Genomic DNA, 17,176 nt, shown 5'->3' on the forward strand with positions numbered 1-17,176 from the left:
AACATCAAACAGTGCATGTTTAATGAGCTTAAACACGGTTATCACCGGTTGAATAAGCAATGATTTGGCTGATTTCGGTAAAGCTACGGCCAGATTCTTCATGCCATTGGTTAAAGGCATCGTTAGTGGCGTACAGAGTGCGTTTGGTGTCTTTACCACCATCAATGACCTTTGTGGCTCTCAGATAGGCTTCTATATCGTGGGTCAGTAGAAATGTGTCTACTCCTAATTGCCGTAATGCATACGGCCCAGTATTACCACCGAGGCGCTTACCGTGCTTTTTCAGATGTAACCAAAGGTCGACAATGCGCTCTTGTGGAAACTGGGCAACCCATTTCCCAAATGATCCGTGATCCAAACGAATGTCAAAAATCATCTGAGCATTCGCTGGGATGGTCATGACTTTAGGCAAGTAGCGAATAATACCTGGATTTTGTGCTTTTTCTTCCCAAGCTTCATCGGGTTGCATTAGCAGAGGCTCTAAACGGAACTGGAAAAACAGTTGCTCAAAATTGGGCCACTTATCGGCAACAACTTTCCATTGGATACCACTTTGAAATACTTTCATAGTAAAAGCGGCTAACCAGCGGTCATCAGGAATTTGAGCAATTTGTTCTTTAGTCAGTGGGTGACGTAATAAGGATTCTAATGCGCTTTGGCTACCTTTACGTTCGCAGGCACGTTGATAGATAGAATCAAATTTTTCAATAGTCATAGATTAACGTCTTAATGCGATGGACAGATCGTTATCTTATCAAATTTGATGCTGTAGCGTTGCCGTTATCTATTCGTCTTCAATCACTTACCGTCAGGAATGACGCATGCCTTAAGCGGCAAATCTCGCGATTGAAGAAAATTTTCTTTTATCACTGAAAAAAGAGATGTGCGTCGAATAATGTTTTTATGCAATTCACTATTGCTGATGGCAAAGAAATGTTACTCAGAGTAGATAAATGAATGAACGAACGGCAGATATATCCATTAGAGGTAGGGGATTTATATGCAATTTGCCTATGATTAGCTCAGAAATTAACGGCTATTCTAAGGATTGATACATGCAGTGGTATAGAAATTTGTCTATCACCAAGAAGCTTCTTGGGTTAGTGATAATATTGTTGGCCTTGGTCGCTGCTACATCTGCTTATGCCATTTATAAAATGAGCCGTGTCGCCACAGAAATTGATGCCATAGCGAAAGAAAATATCCCTTTAGTGAAGTTGGCTAGTGATATCACGGTCAAACAGCTTCAGGGAGCTATTATGCTTGAGAAGATCCTTAGAATCAGTGATATTAAATCACAAGACACCACGTCTCAGATGAAGAAATATAGCCAACAAATAAAACAAAATGCGCTCTATTTCGATGAAAAAGTGATGGTTGCCAAACAGCTGTTAGAGCAGTCCATCTCCCATGCTTTCACACAAAATATTCGCGATAGGCTAATTCAGTTAGACAAAGAACTCGATGTGATCATCAAACATCATAAAGAGTATGAGATTTCGATGTTTGCCATGCTTGATATCTTGAGTGACGGTGAAAAACATGGCGAGTTAGCTGATAGCGCTGCAAATTTAGAAACCAAACAAGACCTGCTCGATCATGAATTGGAACAGTTTTTACTGCGTTTAGAAAGCGCGACAGAAGCCGCTGTGATCGTGACTGAAAATGAAGAGCATGAAGCGTTAACCAATATGGTTATCATTTCTAGTTGCTCAGCTATTTTTGGGCTATTGGTAGGGATTATCGTGAGCCGTGCCATTGTTAAAGGTGTTACAAGCGCAAAAGAAGTCGCTGAAGAGATGGCAAAAGGCAATTTTGACCAGCATATAACGGTTGATAGCAAGGATGAAGTGGGGCAACTGCTTACTAGTATGAATCATGTATGTCATGCCTTAAGCCGTATAGTGAGTGAAGTCGTCAGTCGTGCTGATAATATCGCAGCAACGGTGGTGGAGTTGGCCGAAGTAGCAGAAATAAATCGTCAGGCAATGAGTCAGCAACAGCAAAATACTGAGATGGTAGCTGCGGCGATGACACAAATGTCAACGACCATCACCGAAGTTGCGAGCAATGCAGAGGGGGCAGCTGCATCGACGGATAGAGTCAACAGCAGTGCTCAACATGGCTGTGAAACCGCAGAAACGACGCAGGCACTCTCTAACAAATTGATTGAACAAGGCCGGTTGTGCCAAGACATTATTGGCGTCTTGCAAGGTAGTACCGAAAAAATTCAGAATTTTATTCAGGAAGTCGATGGAATCTCTGAGCAAACCAATTTATTGGCATTAAACGCATCAATCGAAGCTGCTCGCGCGGGAGAACAAGGCCGTGGTTTTGCTGTGGTGGCTGATGAAGTACGCAACTTAGCATCCAGAAGCCAAAAAGCGACACAAGAAATTTCAGATCTGGTCAATAAATTGGTTGGAAATACCCAAAATGCGGCAGCGATTATTGCTGGTAGCGATGATGTGATAATGCAAACGTCGACGAAGATTGAAGAGACGAAAGCAGAATTTATTGTGATTGCCTCTGCGATTGCAGAGTTGTCTGAGGCGAATTTACAAGTGGCCGCTGCCAGTGAAGAGCAATCGGTTACGTCTAACGAAATCAGTATGAATTTAGAAGGTATTCGTGAATCGGGCGGTAATGTGTTGCTGAGTACACAAGAAACCGCTCAAGCCAGTGAGGATTTATCGGTTCAAGCCAATTCATTGAAAGAATTAGTGGCCAAATTTAAAGTAAAAAAAGAATTGGTTTATTAATTAAAACAAAAAGTTAAGTATTTAAAATTAATTTCATGAAGGATCGTTTTACATTGTAAATCGATCCTTATTTGATCTCACAGTTGCGGTAATAATGGCTGTGACAAATTGATCGTCCAACCATCTCTACTCACTGCTAAATGGCGATGTTGAGAAACTTCGCGACGAATCGCATCCAAATGTTCATCCCAACAGTGGTAAACAACGAGGACAGGCACCTTTAATTGTTCACATAAACGAACACATTGTGGAAGATCACCATGAGAATCGCCTTCTGGCAGCGCATCAAAACAAGCGCACTCTTGGAATGCAATATCTACATTTTTCATCAGCAACTGACTTTCTTTCGTTGGACGACCATCACCACTATAAAAGAGGGAATTAATCCCGTTATCAATCCTTAATGCTCGATTCGAGACTTCATGTTGAGTGAAGGCTGTTTTTATATTCTACTCGTTCCATATAAATTGGTCTTCTATTGTCTGCCAGTGCAGAGTAAATGGTAGATTGCTGTCGGGCCAACTTGCTAGTTTTACCAAGGATTCAAGTGCTTGCTGCTGTTTGGATTGACAAAATATCGTGAGCGGCTTAGTGCGTTTAAATGCTTTCCAGTTGCCTAGCAAAGCTGGCAACCCAGCACAATGATCGGGATGGATATGGGTAAAATAAATAACATCGATGTCATTGATATTCATATCTCGTTGCCAGATTGCACGAGGAATGGTTGGGCCACAATCAATAAGCCAAGTCGTATTTAGGTCTTTCACTAAAATTGCCGAGGTATTCGATTCTTTAGCAAATGCACTTCCGCATCCCAACACATCAATAATCATTCAACTCTCCTTTACAGGGACAGGCACTTTAAAACCCAATCATAACGGGGACAGACATGGTTATTCCACCTAAATTTACCATCTCTATGCATATAAGGCAGGCGACACAACTTTGCTGTAGTGGCTCGAGTAACTAATTATTCAATTTAGATAACTAATGGAGACAGGTAAGAAAACGACTTGGATGATAAAAGGGGGATAATCAAAAATTGACGGTTTGTAAACGTTGCCGGGGGATAAGGTGTTTGGTCTTTTCTATCGTTTGTCTGGAACCTACCCATAATCGGCCGCGCTGTTCGAGGTTGGCGCATGTCGTGATAAAGTCAGGTATAGCAATCGACAATCGAGCCAAAATAGGTGGCTGTTTGATGTCTATTTCACCGCGAGCGGTTAAATGATGGTTGTGCCTTCCATACCAGTCTATCCATTCAAGATAATCAGTGAAGTTAAAAGGTAGATAATAACCATGCTGTGATGAATTGGTATGACGACGAAATGGGGCAAGGCCAATAGGTGTTTTGGCATTCAAACTAAAGGAATTAATGCGCTTTTTAATCGATGTATGATCGGAGGTTTCTGGAGTTTGTGCGATGTTAGCCCGAATGGGGTTCAGATCTACGTAGGTCATTGCAGCAAGCAGTGCCTGCTCATCCAACAAAGCTTGAGATTTATAGCGACCTTCCCAAAAATGTCCAGTGCATTGATCTTCTTTGTTCGCTTGAAGTGCGATAGCCATATTGAGCTCTCGCATCATCCAGCTTAAAGAATATAGCCTTTCGCGCCAGACATGAATTTGCTTTTGACAACTTTCTTTGATTTGCGGATCTTCAATGTTTTGGTCTCTATAACGTATCATAATTTCATCGAGTGAATGCTGGATTGACCAGCGCTGAATGACCTCCTCCTCACTTAAATTCAATGCCTTATCGCGATTAATGTGCACAACTAAATGGTAGTGATTACTCATTACGGCATAGGCGCAAATATCAATACAATAGATTTGCGCCAGTTTCAAAATACGAGATTCTAACCATTGGCGTCGATGCTCGTAAGAACGACCCGAAACCGCATCAATGCCACAGAGAAAAGAGCGTCTAACACAGCGAGATACACAGTGATAATAAGGTGTTATTGATAAATCCACTTGCTGTCGTCTGGCGATAGTCATAGTGCGCTCTCAGGAGAGGGAAGTGCCATCATGTTAAAGGGATTTGTGGAAAATAACGAGTAATTGGATGCATTGCTGCGATTCAATTCAAAATTAACGGTGCCTGTCCCTGTAATTGAAATGCCCTGGACGGAGAGTGGAACACCCAGTATTGAGACAATGGGTCCGAATACTGGGTGAAGCGTTCTAGTGTGTAGTGGATTGCGTTGTTTTAGGTTGTTGAAAAATTTTGCATGCTCTAATTGCATGAATGATGAAGAGTACTGAGATAAAACACGCGATAGTCCATAACCCAGCTTTTAATCCACCTAAATGCAGTACATCGGCTTGACTGAGATTTTGAATATAGAATGCTGCACAAATTGCGGTGCCTAAAGCAATAGCAGTTTGTTGTAAGGTGGTCATAAACGCACTTCCGACACCGGCAAATTGCGCAGGAATATCGGATAAACCGATGCGCAGTGAGCTGTTAACGGCAAACGCATTACCAACCCCAATAATTAGCATGGGAGGAAGTAACGTCCAGGGGGTTAAGTTATTGCTATGAGCTGAAATAATCTCATACAACCACCAATATCCAACTAGGTTAATCGCTGAACCGATTAAGATCACACCGGTAAAGTTAAATCGGGTAAAGAATTTGGCCAATTTGCCAGCGTAAAGAGAGCCTACAAAGTAAGAGATCCCCAAGCCGATAAACGCATTTCCCGAATTAAATGAAGACATGTGAAAGCCAGATTGAAGTGTCAACGCTACCACAAACATATAACCGCCATAAGACGCGACTTGGAGCACCAAGCTAGTACAGCCGAGTATCACTAGAGGCCGTTTTAGTAACGATGGTGGCATTAATGGTGTACGTCCTTGTTGCTCTTTAAGGTCTTCCACTTTCCATAACCAACGCATCAAGGGTAGCGTAATCAGTAGCATGGCCCAGATTAAAACATTCCATCCCATATCAGGCCCGGCAGAGATAGATGTTAAGATCAGCGTGACGATAACGGCTAACAAAGTTGTCCCAAACCAGTCGAGGGATAGGCTGGATTGCTCTTTTGTTTCTGGGATCCATTTATTTCCAAAATACAAAATGACAGCGCATATAGGTAGGTTAATGTAGAAAACGCTGCGCCAACCCAGACCAAATAGATCAGCAGACACCAGCCAGCCACCTAAAATTTGACCAATAATAAATGAAAGTCCACCAACTGAACCGTAAATACCGATGGCTTTAGAGTGACGCTCACCATGCAAAGTAACATGAATGGTAGCCAAAATTTGTGGCATTAGCATTGCTGCTGCGATGCCTTGCAAAATCCTTGCGGCTATCAGTAAATAAATTGAAGGCGCTAAGCCACAGATAAACGAAGCAATCGCGAAACTGGCGATGCCATACATAAACAATTTTTTACGTCCATATCGATCGCCCAAGCGGCCACTCATAGCAAGGCTGATAGCGAAAGCGAGTCCATAAAGAGAAACGATCAGCCCTAGCTGAGTTTTATTTGCGTGAAGCGATACGCTAATTGCATCTAAGGCAACGTTGACGATTGAGAAATCCATTTGTGGCATCAATTGTCCTGCCACTAAAAGAATCAGCCCAGCGGCTGAAAGATCTTTTGCATTTGATGAAGTTGTTTTCATTTAAAACACCGGAATTAATCTGAAGATGCTATTATCGGTTTTATATTAAAGGTGTACTAGAAACTGTTTAGACTCGTACTAGGAGTATCAGGATAACGTTATGACGACCCAACTTTTGACCCGCAAAGAACGTCTCGGAGAGTTCCTACGCTTAAAACGTAACAGCATTGCTCCTGAAACGCTAGGCTTAGTTAAGCCCTCTCGCTCAAGGACTCCTGGGTTAAGACGTGAAGATGTGGCGGAACTGGCCGATATTAGCACTGTTTGGTATTCAAAGCTTGAACGAGGCAAGGCAGAGAGAGTGTCTCGTCAAGTCATATTAAATATAGCGAAGTCATTGCTGTGCGATGATAGTGAAACCCGGTATTTGTTGCAACTGTCGGGCCACACAGAGGTGCCATCGTATACCACGGAAAGAAAAGGGTTGTCTGATGAGGTGAAGGAGATGATCAATGCACTTTCGCCTCTACCCGCCATGATGACGAATGACTTCCGCGATATCCTTTGGGTTAATCGAGCGTTTGAACAAATGGTTGGAATCACGTTCGACGCAATTCCTCAATCAGAGCGAAACACGGTAAGGCTAATGTCTCACAATCCGATTTGGCAGAGTTGGCTAAAAGCCGATTGTGCCGATTCTTTGCAAGATTGTATGCAAAATTCAGCGGCGCGGATTCGTGCTGCGATGGTGAACCGAATCTGTGACCAAGAATGGCAGCAACGTTTAGATTCTTTAATGGCAGATTGTCCAAAATTTCAGGAAATATGGTCAAACCACAAGATCAAGGCAAAAGATATGTTAGAGAAGGAGTACCATCACAAGTTACTCGGCGACATGGTATTTCGTAAACAGTACTGGTCCCATTGCTCTGAAGATATCGTTGGGCAATTGGTCGTGTTTACTCCGGTAAACGACAGCGATAAGCAGCGTCTATCTTTATAATGATTGCATTAAAATAGTGCAATAGTTGCACCAACAAGAATATTTGGTGCCATAATAGTGAAAATTGTTAATAAATATTTCAAGGCATTAGCGATAAAGTGCGCTTTTAGTGCAGTTTTGGCGCTGTTTTAGTGCAATTTGTGGCTTAAATATCGTTCGATCACGTACTATATTAAACAAGTTGAAATGTGTCCCATTTATGGAATACGAATTGCATTTCTCTGGTTATAACAATAAGCAGGGAAGAAAATCATGCAATTATCTAAACAGGAACAACACTGGCTACGTTGGTGGGGCGCAACAGGGAAATTCGCTATGTACAAAGCGTGCTTGTTTAACCACCATCGGATCCCCGTTATCGAAAAAACGTTTGAAAGTATTGCCGAAACTCGCGTAAGACTACTCACTGACTGGGCACAGAATTTGTGGTCATTTTTGGAGGATGCGTCTCTTTATCTTGACTCAAAACATGAGTCAGAATTCCATCAAGCATTAAGCCAACTGCTTGCCCGATCACCAGACCTTTCAGAGCTGATGATTGTTGATAAATCGGGATTGGTGCTAAGTTCAACTCACACGCAACATCAGGGTTTACACCTTAAAGAAAAAACGGCGTTACAGCGTGGGCTAACCAACCCCTTTTTGCATGGTCCTTACTGTGATCCCTGGACGTTAGATGCGGGGCCATCGAGCTCAACGTTTCACGACGAAGTCACCTTAATGTTCTACCAACCTTTATCCATGACGAATGGGGACAGACACTCTTCTAACGAGGACAGGCACTCTAATTCCGGTGCTTGCTACTGCCTTTGTGCACGTGTACCTAATGATGTTTTAGGCGATCTTATTCAACGCGAAGCGGGGCATATTTACAGTGAATCGGGCGATAACTATCTGTTTATGGTCGACTCTGTATTTAATCCTCAAATAAAGCCAGGTGTTGCGTTGTCCCGTTCCCGTTTTGAAGACAATCGTTTTTCCCATGGTGAAAACCTCAAAGAGGGCGTTCATACTCAGTGGGGGACAGTGAAAGTCGCGCAGCATACTGAGTTTGAAATTGTGTTTAATGATCCCGCTACCGGCCAGCTTCACCCTGGTGTGCGTGAAACCATCAAAAATGGCAGTAATTTGTACGTCGAATATCCGGGATACTCTGACTACCGACATATTCCCGTCATAGGGAAAGGTGTCACGTTTACCATGCCTGGATCGCTTGATCGTTGGGGCATGATGTGTGAGTCAGATTTAGAAGAAGTGTATCGACACCGCTCTTTAGCGCAGACACTAACCCAGAAATTTTCGTTGTCGATTGTCTTGGCGATGTTTTTCCCCAATCTCATTAATTATATTTGGCCAATGGCTGAATGGCAGCTGATTGCACTTGATGTGGTTGTCGCTCTGCCTACGATTATTTGGTTTTATCTCTCTACCGCGGGGGTGATGGCAAACCAGTTACAAAATATGTCCGGTGTGATGCAAATGCTGGCAGAAGGTGATGGCAATCTTAAACAGCGCTTAGACGTTAAACATATTCGTGAAGATGAAACGGGCGATTTGGCTCGTTGGACCAACAGTTTCATTGATAGTTTGGAAAATGTAATTAGTGACCTTGTCACTTCTAGTAAGGAGGTCAACAAGGTTTCCCAATCAATGTTTCGTCGTAGTCAGCAACTATTAGAGAGCAGTGATGTTACCGCCACTTCAATTACTGACATGCTTAAGTTAGTTGGTCAACAGAGTGAAGAAATCGTGCATGCTAATGATACTGCGACTGAAATGAATGAGTTAATGCGTGCGACGGTTGAATCGGCTGAACAAGATTTCAAACAAGCAAGTGAAAGTGCACAGGCCATTAAAGATATCGTACAAATATCGGCGCAAAAAGTGGAAGAAGTAAACAGCGAAATGGAGAAAATTGGCGGTATTGTTGAGCTAATCAGTGAAATTACTGCACAAACGAATTTGTTAGCACTGAACGCTGCGATTGAGGCGGCTCGGGCTGGGGAACATGGTCGAGGTTTTGCTGTTGTGGCCGATGAAGTGCGTAATTTAGCCAGTAAAACCAATGATGCTGCAACCAATATCGGTAACTTGATGGAAGTTCTTAGTGAACAATCTGCACAAGCTGTAGAAGCGATGCATCAGGGGATTACGAACGTTGAAACCAATACAACAGTGATCGATGAGAATAAACAAGGCGATGCGTTACAACAATCAGTGAGTGGGCTATTTGGACTCATTCAAGAGATTGCTCGTAATACGGAAGAGCACCGTCAAACCGCTGATGAGGCACAGCACACAGTATTGCAACTGCAAGAAGCATCACTGCAGTTATCTCGCCGAACTACGTTAATGCATAATGCATTAGCACGATTAGATCAGCTCACCGGAAGGTTTGATATTTCAAAAGCGAGTTAATCTCATTGTGAGAAAGAAAAAGCAGCGCCAAATTGGCGCTGCTTTCGTTTTATAAAAAACCATAATCGCTTAATAGCGACGATGTTGATCAATTCGACCAGCTTTCATCATCACCGCAGAATCACACATGTAATCAATGGTGTTGGGATCGTGGCTCACTAACACCATGGTTAGCTGGTGTTGGTCTTTGAGGTCGTTCAACAAGTTTAAGATTTCTGCCTGCACTGACATATCCAATGCAGATGTCGGTTCATCCAACAGCAATAATTTAGGTTCAAGTAGCAAGGCACGAACAATGGCAACACGTTGGCGCTGACCACCAGAGAGCTGGTGGGGGTAGCGGTCAATCATGTCGCTGGTTAGGCCAACTTGCTTGAATCCTTGCTCGATACGATCATCAATATCTTGAACTTTCAATTTCTTAAGGGGCTCAGATAAGGTGCGACGCAGACGATGCTTAGGGTGCAGTGATGCATAAGGATCCTGAAATACCATCTGTACTTCGCGGCGCAGATCGCCTTTGAACAGTTGTCCGGGCTTTAGGTCTCTATCCAGCATGTTAATACTGCCTTCCCAATGTGGGTTTAGGCCAGCTAATACCCACAATAATGAGGATTTACCACAGCCCGAAGGGCCGACTAACCCGAAGCATTCGCCTTGCTGTACGGATAAGTCCACACCGTGTACGACAGTATTACGGTTGTGACCTTGAACGTGAGTAACGCTGACGTTATTTAACTCAAGAATTGCCATAACGTTCCTCCAAAGCTTGACGATCTAATACTGGCAATGGGGCGCCACGTTTATCAATATGCGGTTGGCACGACCAGAGTGTTTTCGTGTATGGATGAGTTGCGTTAGCGAGCTCATTGGCGGGTAACTGATCCAACAGCTGACCTTGATACATGACTAAGACTCGTTCGCTGTATTGGGCAACTTGCTGTAAATCATGGCTGATCAGCAATAATCCCATGTCGCGTTCTTCGACCAATGAATAAATTAGCTCTAACACTTGATCACGCATGGCATGGTCGAGTGCTGACGTCGGTTCATCGGCGATAAGCAATTTGGGGTTATTGATTAGCGCAATTGCGAGCATGACGCGTTGCCCCATACCGCCTGACAGTTGATGAGGATACCAGCGCCGTAGTGTACTAGGGTTAGGTAGCCCTACCGCATTAAGCATGTATTCGACTTTTTCGATTCGCTCTTTACGACCCATTTTTCTATGCAGTTTCAATGGCTCTTCTACTTGCATACCAATGGTGCGTGCTGGATTCAACGCGTATTTAGGATCTTGCAGCACCATAGCAACATCTTGACCACGCAGTTGGCACCATTGCTTTTGTGAAAGAGATAAAATCGGTTGCCCGAGCAGCTCAAGTTTATTGGCACTTGGAATACAAGCACTTGTCAATAAACCCATTAACGTTCGGGCAGTCAGTGATTTGCCTGAGCCTGATTCGCCAACTAGCGCTACACGTTCTTTGCCCATCGAAAAGCTCAAGTCTTTGACTAATGGATGGCCGTTATCAAGGCAAATGTTAAGGTTATCGATATCAATCAATGTCTGATTATTTTGCATGACGTGGGTCCATTTTATCTCGTAAGCCATCACCAAGTAGGTTAAATGCAAGGCTTGCAAACAAAATAGCAACGCCTGGCACTGCAGCTACCCACCATTGGTCAAATATAACGCGACTGCCGCTAGCGACCATTGAGCCCCATTCTGCCGCTGGAGGCTGAATGCCCATCCCGAGGAAACCTAAACCCGCGGCGGATAAAATAATGCCACCTAAGTTAAGTGCGGCGCGAACAATCGCACTTGGCAAACACAGTGGAAGAATATGACCAACGATCAAAGCCCAACCGCTAATACCTTGCATTTTCGCTGCGGCTAAATAGTCGCTACGGCGCAAGGCTAGAGTTTCAGTTCTGGCTTGACGCGCAAATGAGGGCCAACTGGTAAATGCCAGCGCTAAAGCACCGTTCATCAGGCCAGGGCCTAAGATAGAAACCAATGCAAGTGCAATGACCAAGCTTGGCAGTGACATGACAATGTCGGTTAAACGCATCAGAACACGTTCAGTCCAACCACCAAAATATCCCGCACAAATACCGATTAATAGTCCAATTGGCACCGTGATGATGATGACCAGTGAAACTAATATCAAGGTTGGGCGTGAGCCATATAACACGCGAGCAAAGAGATCACGGCCAAAACGGTCAGTACCAAATAGATGCTCGGCACAGGGTGCTTGTAAACGCTGGGCAATGTTTTGAATATTGGGATCATAATGAGTGAGCAGCGGCGCAAATAGAGCAATCAGCACTAAGACCGCGACCAAAAATAGCCCAACATTGAAGGTATTTAGCCATTTCGGCCACCAAGAAGTTTTCATCGTTGTTGCTGTCATTAGCGTGTCCTCGGATCAACCCAACGGGTCAGTGCATCGGCAAGAGCATTGAGCGTGACAAAACACGTACCAATCAGCAGTGTTGAGCCTAATACTGCGGCAGTATCAGAAGCAAATAGGGCGCTGGTTAAGTAGCGTCCTAACCCTGGCCATGCGAATACCGTTTCAGTCAATACTGCCCCTTCGAGCAAACTGGTGTACGACAGGGCTAGGATGGTGATCATAGTGCCGAGAACATTGGGGAAAATATGGAAGAACAAAATACGCGCACGTGTCGCACCTTTCGCCAGTGCTAAAGTCACATATTCTTTGTTGCTCTCTTCTAACATAACAGCACGCAGCAAGCGGGTAATGGAGGCCATGGACAGCAGCGCTAATACCGCAACAGGCAGCCATAAGTGACCAATTGCGTTGAGCATAATTTCTGGATCACCGGTACGAAAGGCATCAAAGAGTACAAAGCCACTGTTGTATTCCATGGTATAGGTGTAAATATCATCTAATCGACCAGGGCCTGCTGACCAATGCAACGTGGCGTAGAATAATAACAAGCCTAAAAGGCCAAGCCAAAACACCGGCACAGAATAGCCCAGTAATGAGATCAAACGAGCAGCATGATCAAGAATACTACCGGGTTTATAGACGGCGAGTGACGCGAGCAAAATACCAAATAGTGCGCCAAAAAACATTGCAACGGTTGCCAATTCAATCGTAGCAGGGAAGGCCTGTTTGAGATCGTTAACGACCGGTTGTTGTGTGATTTGTGATACACCCAAGTCACCGTGTGCCATCTTTTCAACATAGGTAAGAAACTGCATTGGCAGTGACTTATCTAAACCGAGTTGATGGCGAGCTTGTTGGTATGTTGCTTCACTGGCGTGATCACCGACTAATTGCAACGCTGGATCAATTGGGGCTGCGCGCGACAATATAAAGGTGAAAATTAATAGTCCGCACAGGGTAAGTAAAAAGGACAAAAAGCCGCTCAACCAAGGTTGAAGGCGGCTTGTCCAAAACCGGCGCAATGCGCCGGATGATGGGTTAGATTGTGTCATACAAAATTATTTCGAAACGTTTTTGTAGAAGACCATTTCTGGAGTAATACCTTGCACGTAACCTTTAATGTCATCACGCAGTGCAACCAATTTTTTGTTCTGTAAACCCACAACATATGGTGATGATTCACGAACGCGGCGCTGTAGATCTTCATAGATCTTAGTACGTTTTTGACTATCAGTTTCTGCACGAGCAGCAAGCGTTAGCTTGTTCAACTCAGGGATGTGCCAGTTAGCACGCCATGCCAGTGTTTTACTGCCATTTTCTGGGTTGTAAGCAAACGCAGAAGCGTTAGTGTGAGGATCGAAGTAATCAGGGCCCCAAGATGTTAGGGTCGCTTGATAATCGTGCGATTTCACATTCGTTGCGATTTGGCTACTGACGCCAGGAATCAGCTCCACGTCAATCCCAGCTTTGGCAAAGCTTGCTTGTAGCGCTTGAGCGATATCGAGATATGGTGGTTGGTTAGAAACCGCAAGTTTAAAGTGCGGGTTTTTAATGCCTGCATCTTTAAGAATTTGCGCTGCTTTCTTCGGATCATATTTAAATGGCTGATCGGTAAGCGCACCATTAAAGCCAACTGGTAGGAAGTTTTGTTGCACAGCAAACTGACCGTGCATTAAATCGTCTGCAATACCTTTGTAATCAAAAGCGTAACGTGCCGCTTTCCAAAATGCTTGTTTACCGATGTCAGGGTTGGCTTTGTTGTCAGCATTAAACATTAAGTAGTATAGAGACGCGTAAGGCAGGTTGAGGGTTTTAACGCCTTTTTTACCTTGTAGCGAGAAGTATTGATCCGTACCTAGGTTACGAACCAAATCCGCATCGCCTTGCTCAAGAAGCAATTGACGTGTTGCCGCATCAGGTACGTTTTTCAATAGTACGTACTTAAGCTTAGGCGCGCCCGCAGGAGACGATGTATTTGCTTCCATCATCAAGATTTGATGCGGAACGTATTTACGAATTTTGAATGGGCCGCTACCTGCAGAGTGAGCATTGAGCCAAGCGTGGCCTAAGTCACCATCTTTAGCGTTGGCTGCAACGGTTTTTTCGTCAACGATGGATGCAGCAGGAGCAGAAAGTAGGCTCAGTACAAATGAAGGACCCACATTCACATCCCAAGACACTTTGACTTGGTTATCAGACACTTTTGTTAGGTGAGTGTCGACGTTTTTCTCATCCCAACCTAATTGAGTCAGGATAAATGAAGGTGCAAGGTTGAGTTTAACCACACGGCCTAAACTGAAGATGACATCTTCTGGGCGCACTGGGTTACCGCTAGCGAAAGTCGCACCATCTTTAAGAGTGAAGATCAGACTGTGCTGGTCGGCTTTCCATGAAGCGGCCAACGTTGGTTTTAGCTGCGTAGGATCATTAGGATCGGATTGCACTAAACGTTGGTAAAGGTTGTTAAAGCTCTGAACGGATGAAAGCTCGAAACCTTGTGCAGGGTCTAGGCTTGTTACGTCATCAAGAGATTGCGCAACAACCAGCGTGTTATCAGGTGTTTTGGCGTATGACGGTGCAGTCATACCAAGGCCAAGCATTAGGCTAGTGACTAAAAGGGAAGTTCTGGTTTTCATAGTATTCCATTATTTATTTTTTGATTTATGTCCATGGGCGTACTTATTCCATAGAGTTATAAGCGTACGGTAACTGATACACTCTGTGATAACAAGCACACTATTGTGTAACTCATATTACATTTACATCTGACTTGTAGCAGAAAGTAATAAGCCTGGTCAATATTAAAACGTATCGAGCAATCAGTGTTCGATCTGTATTGTGATCGCGCTTATAAAGCGTGATTTCACTGCCAGTTGTTAATATCGCAGTGTTCATCTCCGCACAATCACAGTGCACTATTTAAAGTTAATGCACAAGTTTGATTATGCACAAAATAGTTTATGGGGCAAAGTCACGTTTTTACTGTGTAAAATCTCGGTATATATATTGCAATCAAAGGGTTATTAATAAAAGGGAGTTGATAATGAAAATAAAAACCGTCGTTTTGGCCATCGCGTGCTTGATGGGAAGTTCGTGGGTGCAGGCAGCAGAACAGCCACATGTCACCATTTATGCCACGGGAGGCACTATCGCTGGGGCATCTAAATCGAATATAGACAGTACCGATTACAAAGCGGGCAGCTTAGGGGTGGATAAGTTGATTCAAGCCGTGCCTGAAATTAAGCAGTTTGCGGATGTGAGTGGTGTGCAAATCGCTAACGTTGGTTCACCCGATGTGAATCAGAAAACATTGCTCAGTATGACTAAAGCGATCAATAAAGATCTCGCGAAACCCTCGACTCACGGTGTGGTCGTTACCCACGGAACCGACACCCTAGAAGAAACCGCTTTTTTTCTTGATATGACGGTAAATTCTGACAAACCTGTGGTCATTGTTGGCGCGATGCGTCCCGCAACTGCGATCAGCGCAGACGGTGCAATGAACTTATATGATGCAGTTAAGTTAGCCAGTGTGGATGCTGCGAAAGGGCGTGGAGCCATGGTAGCGATGAATGACCGAATTAGCCCAGCGTATTACGTAACAAAAACCAATACCCATGCAGTAGAAACATTTGCTGCTCCTGAACAGGGATATATTGGCGGCTTTATCAGTGGTCAACCGTATTTTTATTATGCAGATACCAAACCGATCAATAAGCCTCATTTCGATATTACTAATGTGACAACTTTGCCGAAGGTCGTGATTCTATACAGTTATCAAGACCAAAGTGGTGAACTACTAAAAGATGCAATTAAAGATGGAGCAAAAGGCATTGTGATCGCAGGGACGGGCGATGGCTCTACACCAAGTTGGATTCAAGATACGATTAAACAGGCCATGAAAGATGGTATTCCTGTGGTGGTCGCAAGTCGCGTTCCGACAGGGTATGTTTCAACTCATGAAAACGCGATTGGATCTGGGTTCTATAATCCGCAGAAATCTAAAATCATTCTGGAGTTAGCATTAGCGAAAGGGGAGAAAATTCCGCAAATTCGACACTATTTCGCACAGCTATAACTTAACGAGCCACACACTCTAGATTTGTTCAGGGGCCAAGATAGAATATTCTTGGCCCTCTGTTTATTAAGTAATTGATATTTTGGGCGGAATTTGAGATTAGATATGAATGTTATTCAATATCTGTTATAAATAAGGCCCTAACGGGGACAGGCACTCTTGTGGTGATAGATTCAAGGTGTGTGTTGTTCTTGATACGACAAAGAGAAGGTATTCAAGACCCAGACGTTAGGAAGGAATAAATATGTTCAATACCGTGTTATTTGATTTGGATGGAACCTTAACGGATCCCAAAGTTGGAATTACTAAATCGGTGCAGTATGCTTTGAAGCGGTTTGATATTGAGGTTAACGATCTTGATGAACTTATCCCGTTTATTGGTCCACCATTGAAAGAGTCTTTTATGGCGTTTTATGGTCTCTCTGAAGAACAAGCACTGCAAGCCATTACCTATTATCGCGAATACTTTTCGCAAACCGGTATCTTAGAAAATGAACTCTATGCTGGTATCCCCGAGCTTCTAGCCGCGCTTAAACAACATAAACTTACCCTCGCTATCGCTACCTCTAAACCTACGCCGTTCGCTGAGAAAATCGCTGACCATTTCGATTTTGCTAAATACTTCGATGTCATCGTTGGCAGCAATTTGGATAATACGCGTACCAGCAAGCACGAAGTTATTGAGTACACCCTGAAAATACTTAATAAAACGGCCGGAGAAGCGATCATGATTGGCGATCGGAAACATGATCTTATCGGTGCGTCATTAAGCGATATGCCAGCGATTGGTGTTCTTTATGGATACGGTAGCCAAGAAGAGTTAAGTAAAGAAAATCCTTACCAAATTGTTGAAGATGTGGCGGGTTTGCAAGAAACGTTATGTCTTTTAATCCGTCAGTAGCGTTAAGGGCAC

At 43.8% G+C, this 17,176-nt stretch carries 15 protein-coding genes; 5 read left to right on the top strand and 10 right to left on the bottom strand.

From position 1 onward, the window contains the following. Positions 1-28 precede the first annotated feature (28 nt). Positions 29-715, bottom strand: coding sequence for a DNA-3-methyladenine glycosylase I (locus tag F9817_RS11100; RefSeq protein ID WP_161155489.1), 687 nt, complete (start codon positions 713-715; stop codon positions 29-31). A gap of 340 nt (positions 716-1,055) precedes the next feature. On the opposite strand from F9817_RS11100, the gene F9817_RS11105 reads away from it, so the two are divergent. Further along, positions 1,056-2,762, top strand: coding sequence for a methyl-accepting chemotaxis protein (locus F9817_RS11105; RefSeq protein ID WP_161155491.1), 1,707 nt, complete (start codon positions 1,056-1,058; stop codon positions 2,760-2,762). Between the two features lie 77 nt (positions 2,763-2,839). On the opposite strand, the gene F9817_RS23835 is transcribed toward F9817_RS11105, so the two are convergent. The 4 genes from F9817_RS23835 to F9817_RS11120 form a co-directional block, all read right to left on the bottom strand. After that, positions 2,840-3,091, bottom strand: coding sequence for a hypothetical protein (locus tag F9817_RS23835; RefSeq protein WP_202436428.1), 252 nt, complete (start codon positions 3,089-3,091; stop codon positions 2,840-2,842). Positions 3,092-3,211: 120 nt separating this feature from the next. Further along, positions 3,212-3,595: an MBL fold metallo-hydrolase gene (locus F9817_RS23840; RefSeq protein WP_202436429.1), complete on the bottom strand. Its 384-nt coding sequence runs from the start codon at positions 3,593-3,595 to the stop codon at positions 3,212-3,214. A gap of 202 nt (positions 3,596-3,797) precedes the next feature. Beyond that, positions 3,798-4,763, bottom strand: coding sequence for a transposase (locus F9817_RS11115; protein ID WP_161155493.1), 966 nt, complete (start codon positions 4,761-4,763; stop codon positions 3,798-3,800). 186 nt (positions 4,764-4,949) lie between these two features. Then, on the bottom strand, positions 4,950-6,404 hold the full coding sequence (locus F9817_RS11120; protein ID WP_161155495.1) for an MFS transporter: 1,455 nt from the start codon (positions 6,402-6,404) through the stop codon (positions 4,950-4,952). Positions 6,405-6,504: 100 nt separating this feature from the next. Here F9817_RS11120 and F9817_RS11125 point away from each other — a divergent pair, with 100 nt between their 5' ends. Continuing rightward, complete coding sequence (locus F9817_RS11125) at positions 6,505-7,347, top strand: helix-turn-helix transcriptional regulator (protein ID WP_161155497.1); 843 nt, start codon at positions 6,505-6,507, stop codon at positions 7,345-7,347. A gap of 252 nt (positions 7,348-7,599) precedes the next feature. Next, positions 7,600-9,765 carry a methyl-accepting chemotaxis protein gene (locus tag F9817_RS11130; RefSeq protein ID WP_161155499.1) on the top strand — a complete coding sequence of 722 codons (2,166 nt, stop codon included), beginning with the start codon at positions 7,600-7,602 and terminating at the stop codon, positions 9,763-9,765. A 69-nt stretch (positions 9,766-9,834) separates the two neighbouring features. On the opposite strand, the gene F9817_RS11135 is transcribed toward F9817_RS11130, so the two are convergent. The 5 genes from F9817_RS11135 to F9817_RS11155 are packed head-to-tail and all read right to left on the bottom strand — an operon-like array spanning position 9,835 to position 14,821. After that, positions 9,835-10,518 (bottom strand): ABC transporter ATP-binding protein, encoded by a 684-nt coding sequence (locus tag F9817_RS11135; protein ID WP_202436430.1) that lies wholly within the window; start codon positions 10,516-10,518, stop codon positions 9,835-9,837. After that, entirely contained in the window at positions 10,505-11,350 is an 846-nt protein-coding gene (locus tag F9817_RS11140; RefSeq protein WP_161155501.1) for an ABC transporter ATP-binding protein, read from the bottom strand. The genes F9817_RS11135 and F9817_RS11140 overlap by 14 nt, the downstream gene beginning before the upstream one ends. Then, complete coding sequence (locus F9817_RS11145; protein ID WP_161155503.1) at positions 11,340-12,182, bottom strand: ABC transporter permease; 843 nt, start codon at positions 12,180-12,182, stop codon at positions 11,340-11,342. The genes F9817_RS11140 and F9817_RS11145 overlap by 11 nt, the downstream gene beginning before the upstream one ends. Next, a complete protein-coding gene (locus F9817_RS11150) occupies positions 12,182-13,237 on the bottom strand; it encodes an ABC transporter permease (RefSeq protein WP_161155505.1) in 1,056 nt (351 codons plus the stop codon). The genes F9817_RS11145 and F9817_RS11150 overlap by 1 nt, the downstream gene beginning before the upstream one ends. A gap of 6 nt (positions 13,238-13,243) precedes the next feature. After that, complete coding sequence (locus F9817_RS11155) at positions 13,244-14,821, bottom strand: ABC transporter substrate-binding protein (RefSeq protein WP_161155507.1); 1,578 nt, start codon at positions 14,819-14,821, stop codon at positions 13,244-13,246. Positions 14,822-15,228: 407 nt separating this feature from the next. On the opposite strand from F9817_RS11155, the gene F9817_RS11160 reads away from it, so the two are divergent. Continuing rightward, positions 15,229-16,263, top strand: a complete 1,035-nt coding sequence (locus F9817_RS11160; protein WP_161155509.1) for an asparaginase — start codon at positions 15,229-15,231, stop codon at positions 16,261-16,263. Positions 16,264-16,507: 244 nt separating this feature from the next. After that, positions 16,508-17,164 carry an HAD family hydrolase gene (locus F9817_RS11165; RefSeq protein WP_161155511.1) on the top strand — a complete coding sequence of 219 codons (657 nt, stop codon included), beginning with the start codon at positions 16,508-16,510 and terminating at the stop codon, positions 17,162-17,164. The last annotated feature ends 12 nt before the right edge of the window (positions 17,165-17,176 follow it).

Source organism: Vibrio eleionomae, from assembly GCF_009874545.1.
Taxonomy (GTDB): Bacteria; Pseudomonadota; Gammaproteobacteria; order Enterobacterales; family Vibrionaceae; genus Vibrio; species Vibrio nitrifigilis.

Bases quoted from the DNA above. Each gene is read 5' to 3' on its own strand.
- F9817_RS11115 (WP_161155493.1), bottom strand. From the start codon at position 4,763: ATGACTATCGCCAGACGACAGCAAGTGGATTTATCAATAACACCTTAT.
- F9817_RS11140 (WP_161155501.1), bottom strand. From the start codon at position 11,350: ATGCAAAATAATCAGACATTGATTGATATCGATAACCTTAACATTTGC.
- F9817_RS11155 (WP_161155507.1), bottom strand. From the start codon at position 14,821: ATGAAAACCAGAACTTCCCTTTTAGTCACTAGCCTAATGCTTGGCCTT.
- F9817_RS11100 (WP_161155489.1), bottom strand. From the start codon at position 715: ATGACTATTGAAAAATTTGATTCTATCTATCAACGTGCCTGCGAACGT.
- F9817_RS11150 (WP_161155505.1), bottom strand. From the start codon at position 13,237: ATGACACAATCTAACCCATCATCCGGCGCATTGCGCCGGTTTTGGACA.
- F9817_RS11160 (WP_161155509.1), top strand. From the start codon at position 15,229: ATGAAAATAAAAACCGTCGTTTTGGCCATCGCGTGCTTGATGGGAAGT.
- F9817_RS11125 (WP_161155497.1), top strand. From the start codon at position 6,505: ATGACGACCCAACTTTTGACCCGCAAAGAACGTCTCGGAGAGTTCCTA.
- F9817_RS11145 (WP_161155503.1), bottom strand. From the start codon at position 12,182: ATGACAGCAACAACGATGAAAACTTCTTGGTGGCCGAAATGGCTAAAT.
- F9817_RS11130 (WP_161155499.1), top strand. From the start codon at position 7,600: ATGCAATTATCTAAACAGGAACAACACTGGCTACGTTGGTGGGGCGCA.
- F9817_RS23835 (WP_202436428.1), bottom strand. From the start codon at position 3,091: ATGAAAAATGTAGATATTGCATTCCAAGAGTGCGCTTGTTTTGATGCG.
- F9817_RS11165 (WP_161155511.1), top strand. From the start codon at position 16,508: ATGTTCAATACCGTGTTATTTGATTTGGATGGAACCTTAACGGATCCC.
- F9817_RS11105 (WP_161155491.1), top strand. From the start codon at position 1,056: ATGCAGTGGTATAGAAATTTGTCTATCACCAAGAAGCTTCTTGGGTTA.
- F9817_RS11135 (WP_202436430.1), bottom strand. From the start codon at position 10,518: ATGGCAATTCTTGAGTTAAATAACGTCAGCGTTACTCACGTTCAAGGT.
- F9817_RS11120 (WP_161155495.1), bottom strand. From the start codon at position 6,404: ATGAAAACAACTTCATCAAATGCAAAAGATCTTTCAGCCGCTGGGCTG.
- F9817_RS23840 (WP_202436429.1), bottom strand. From the start codon at position 3,595: ATGATTATTGATGTGTTGGGATGCGGAAGTGCATTTGCTAAAGAATCG.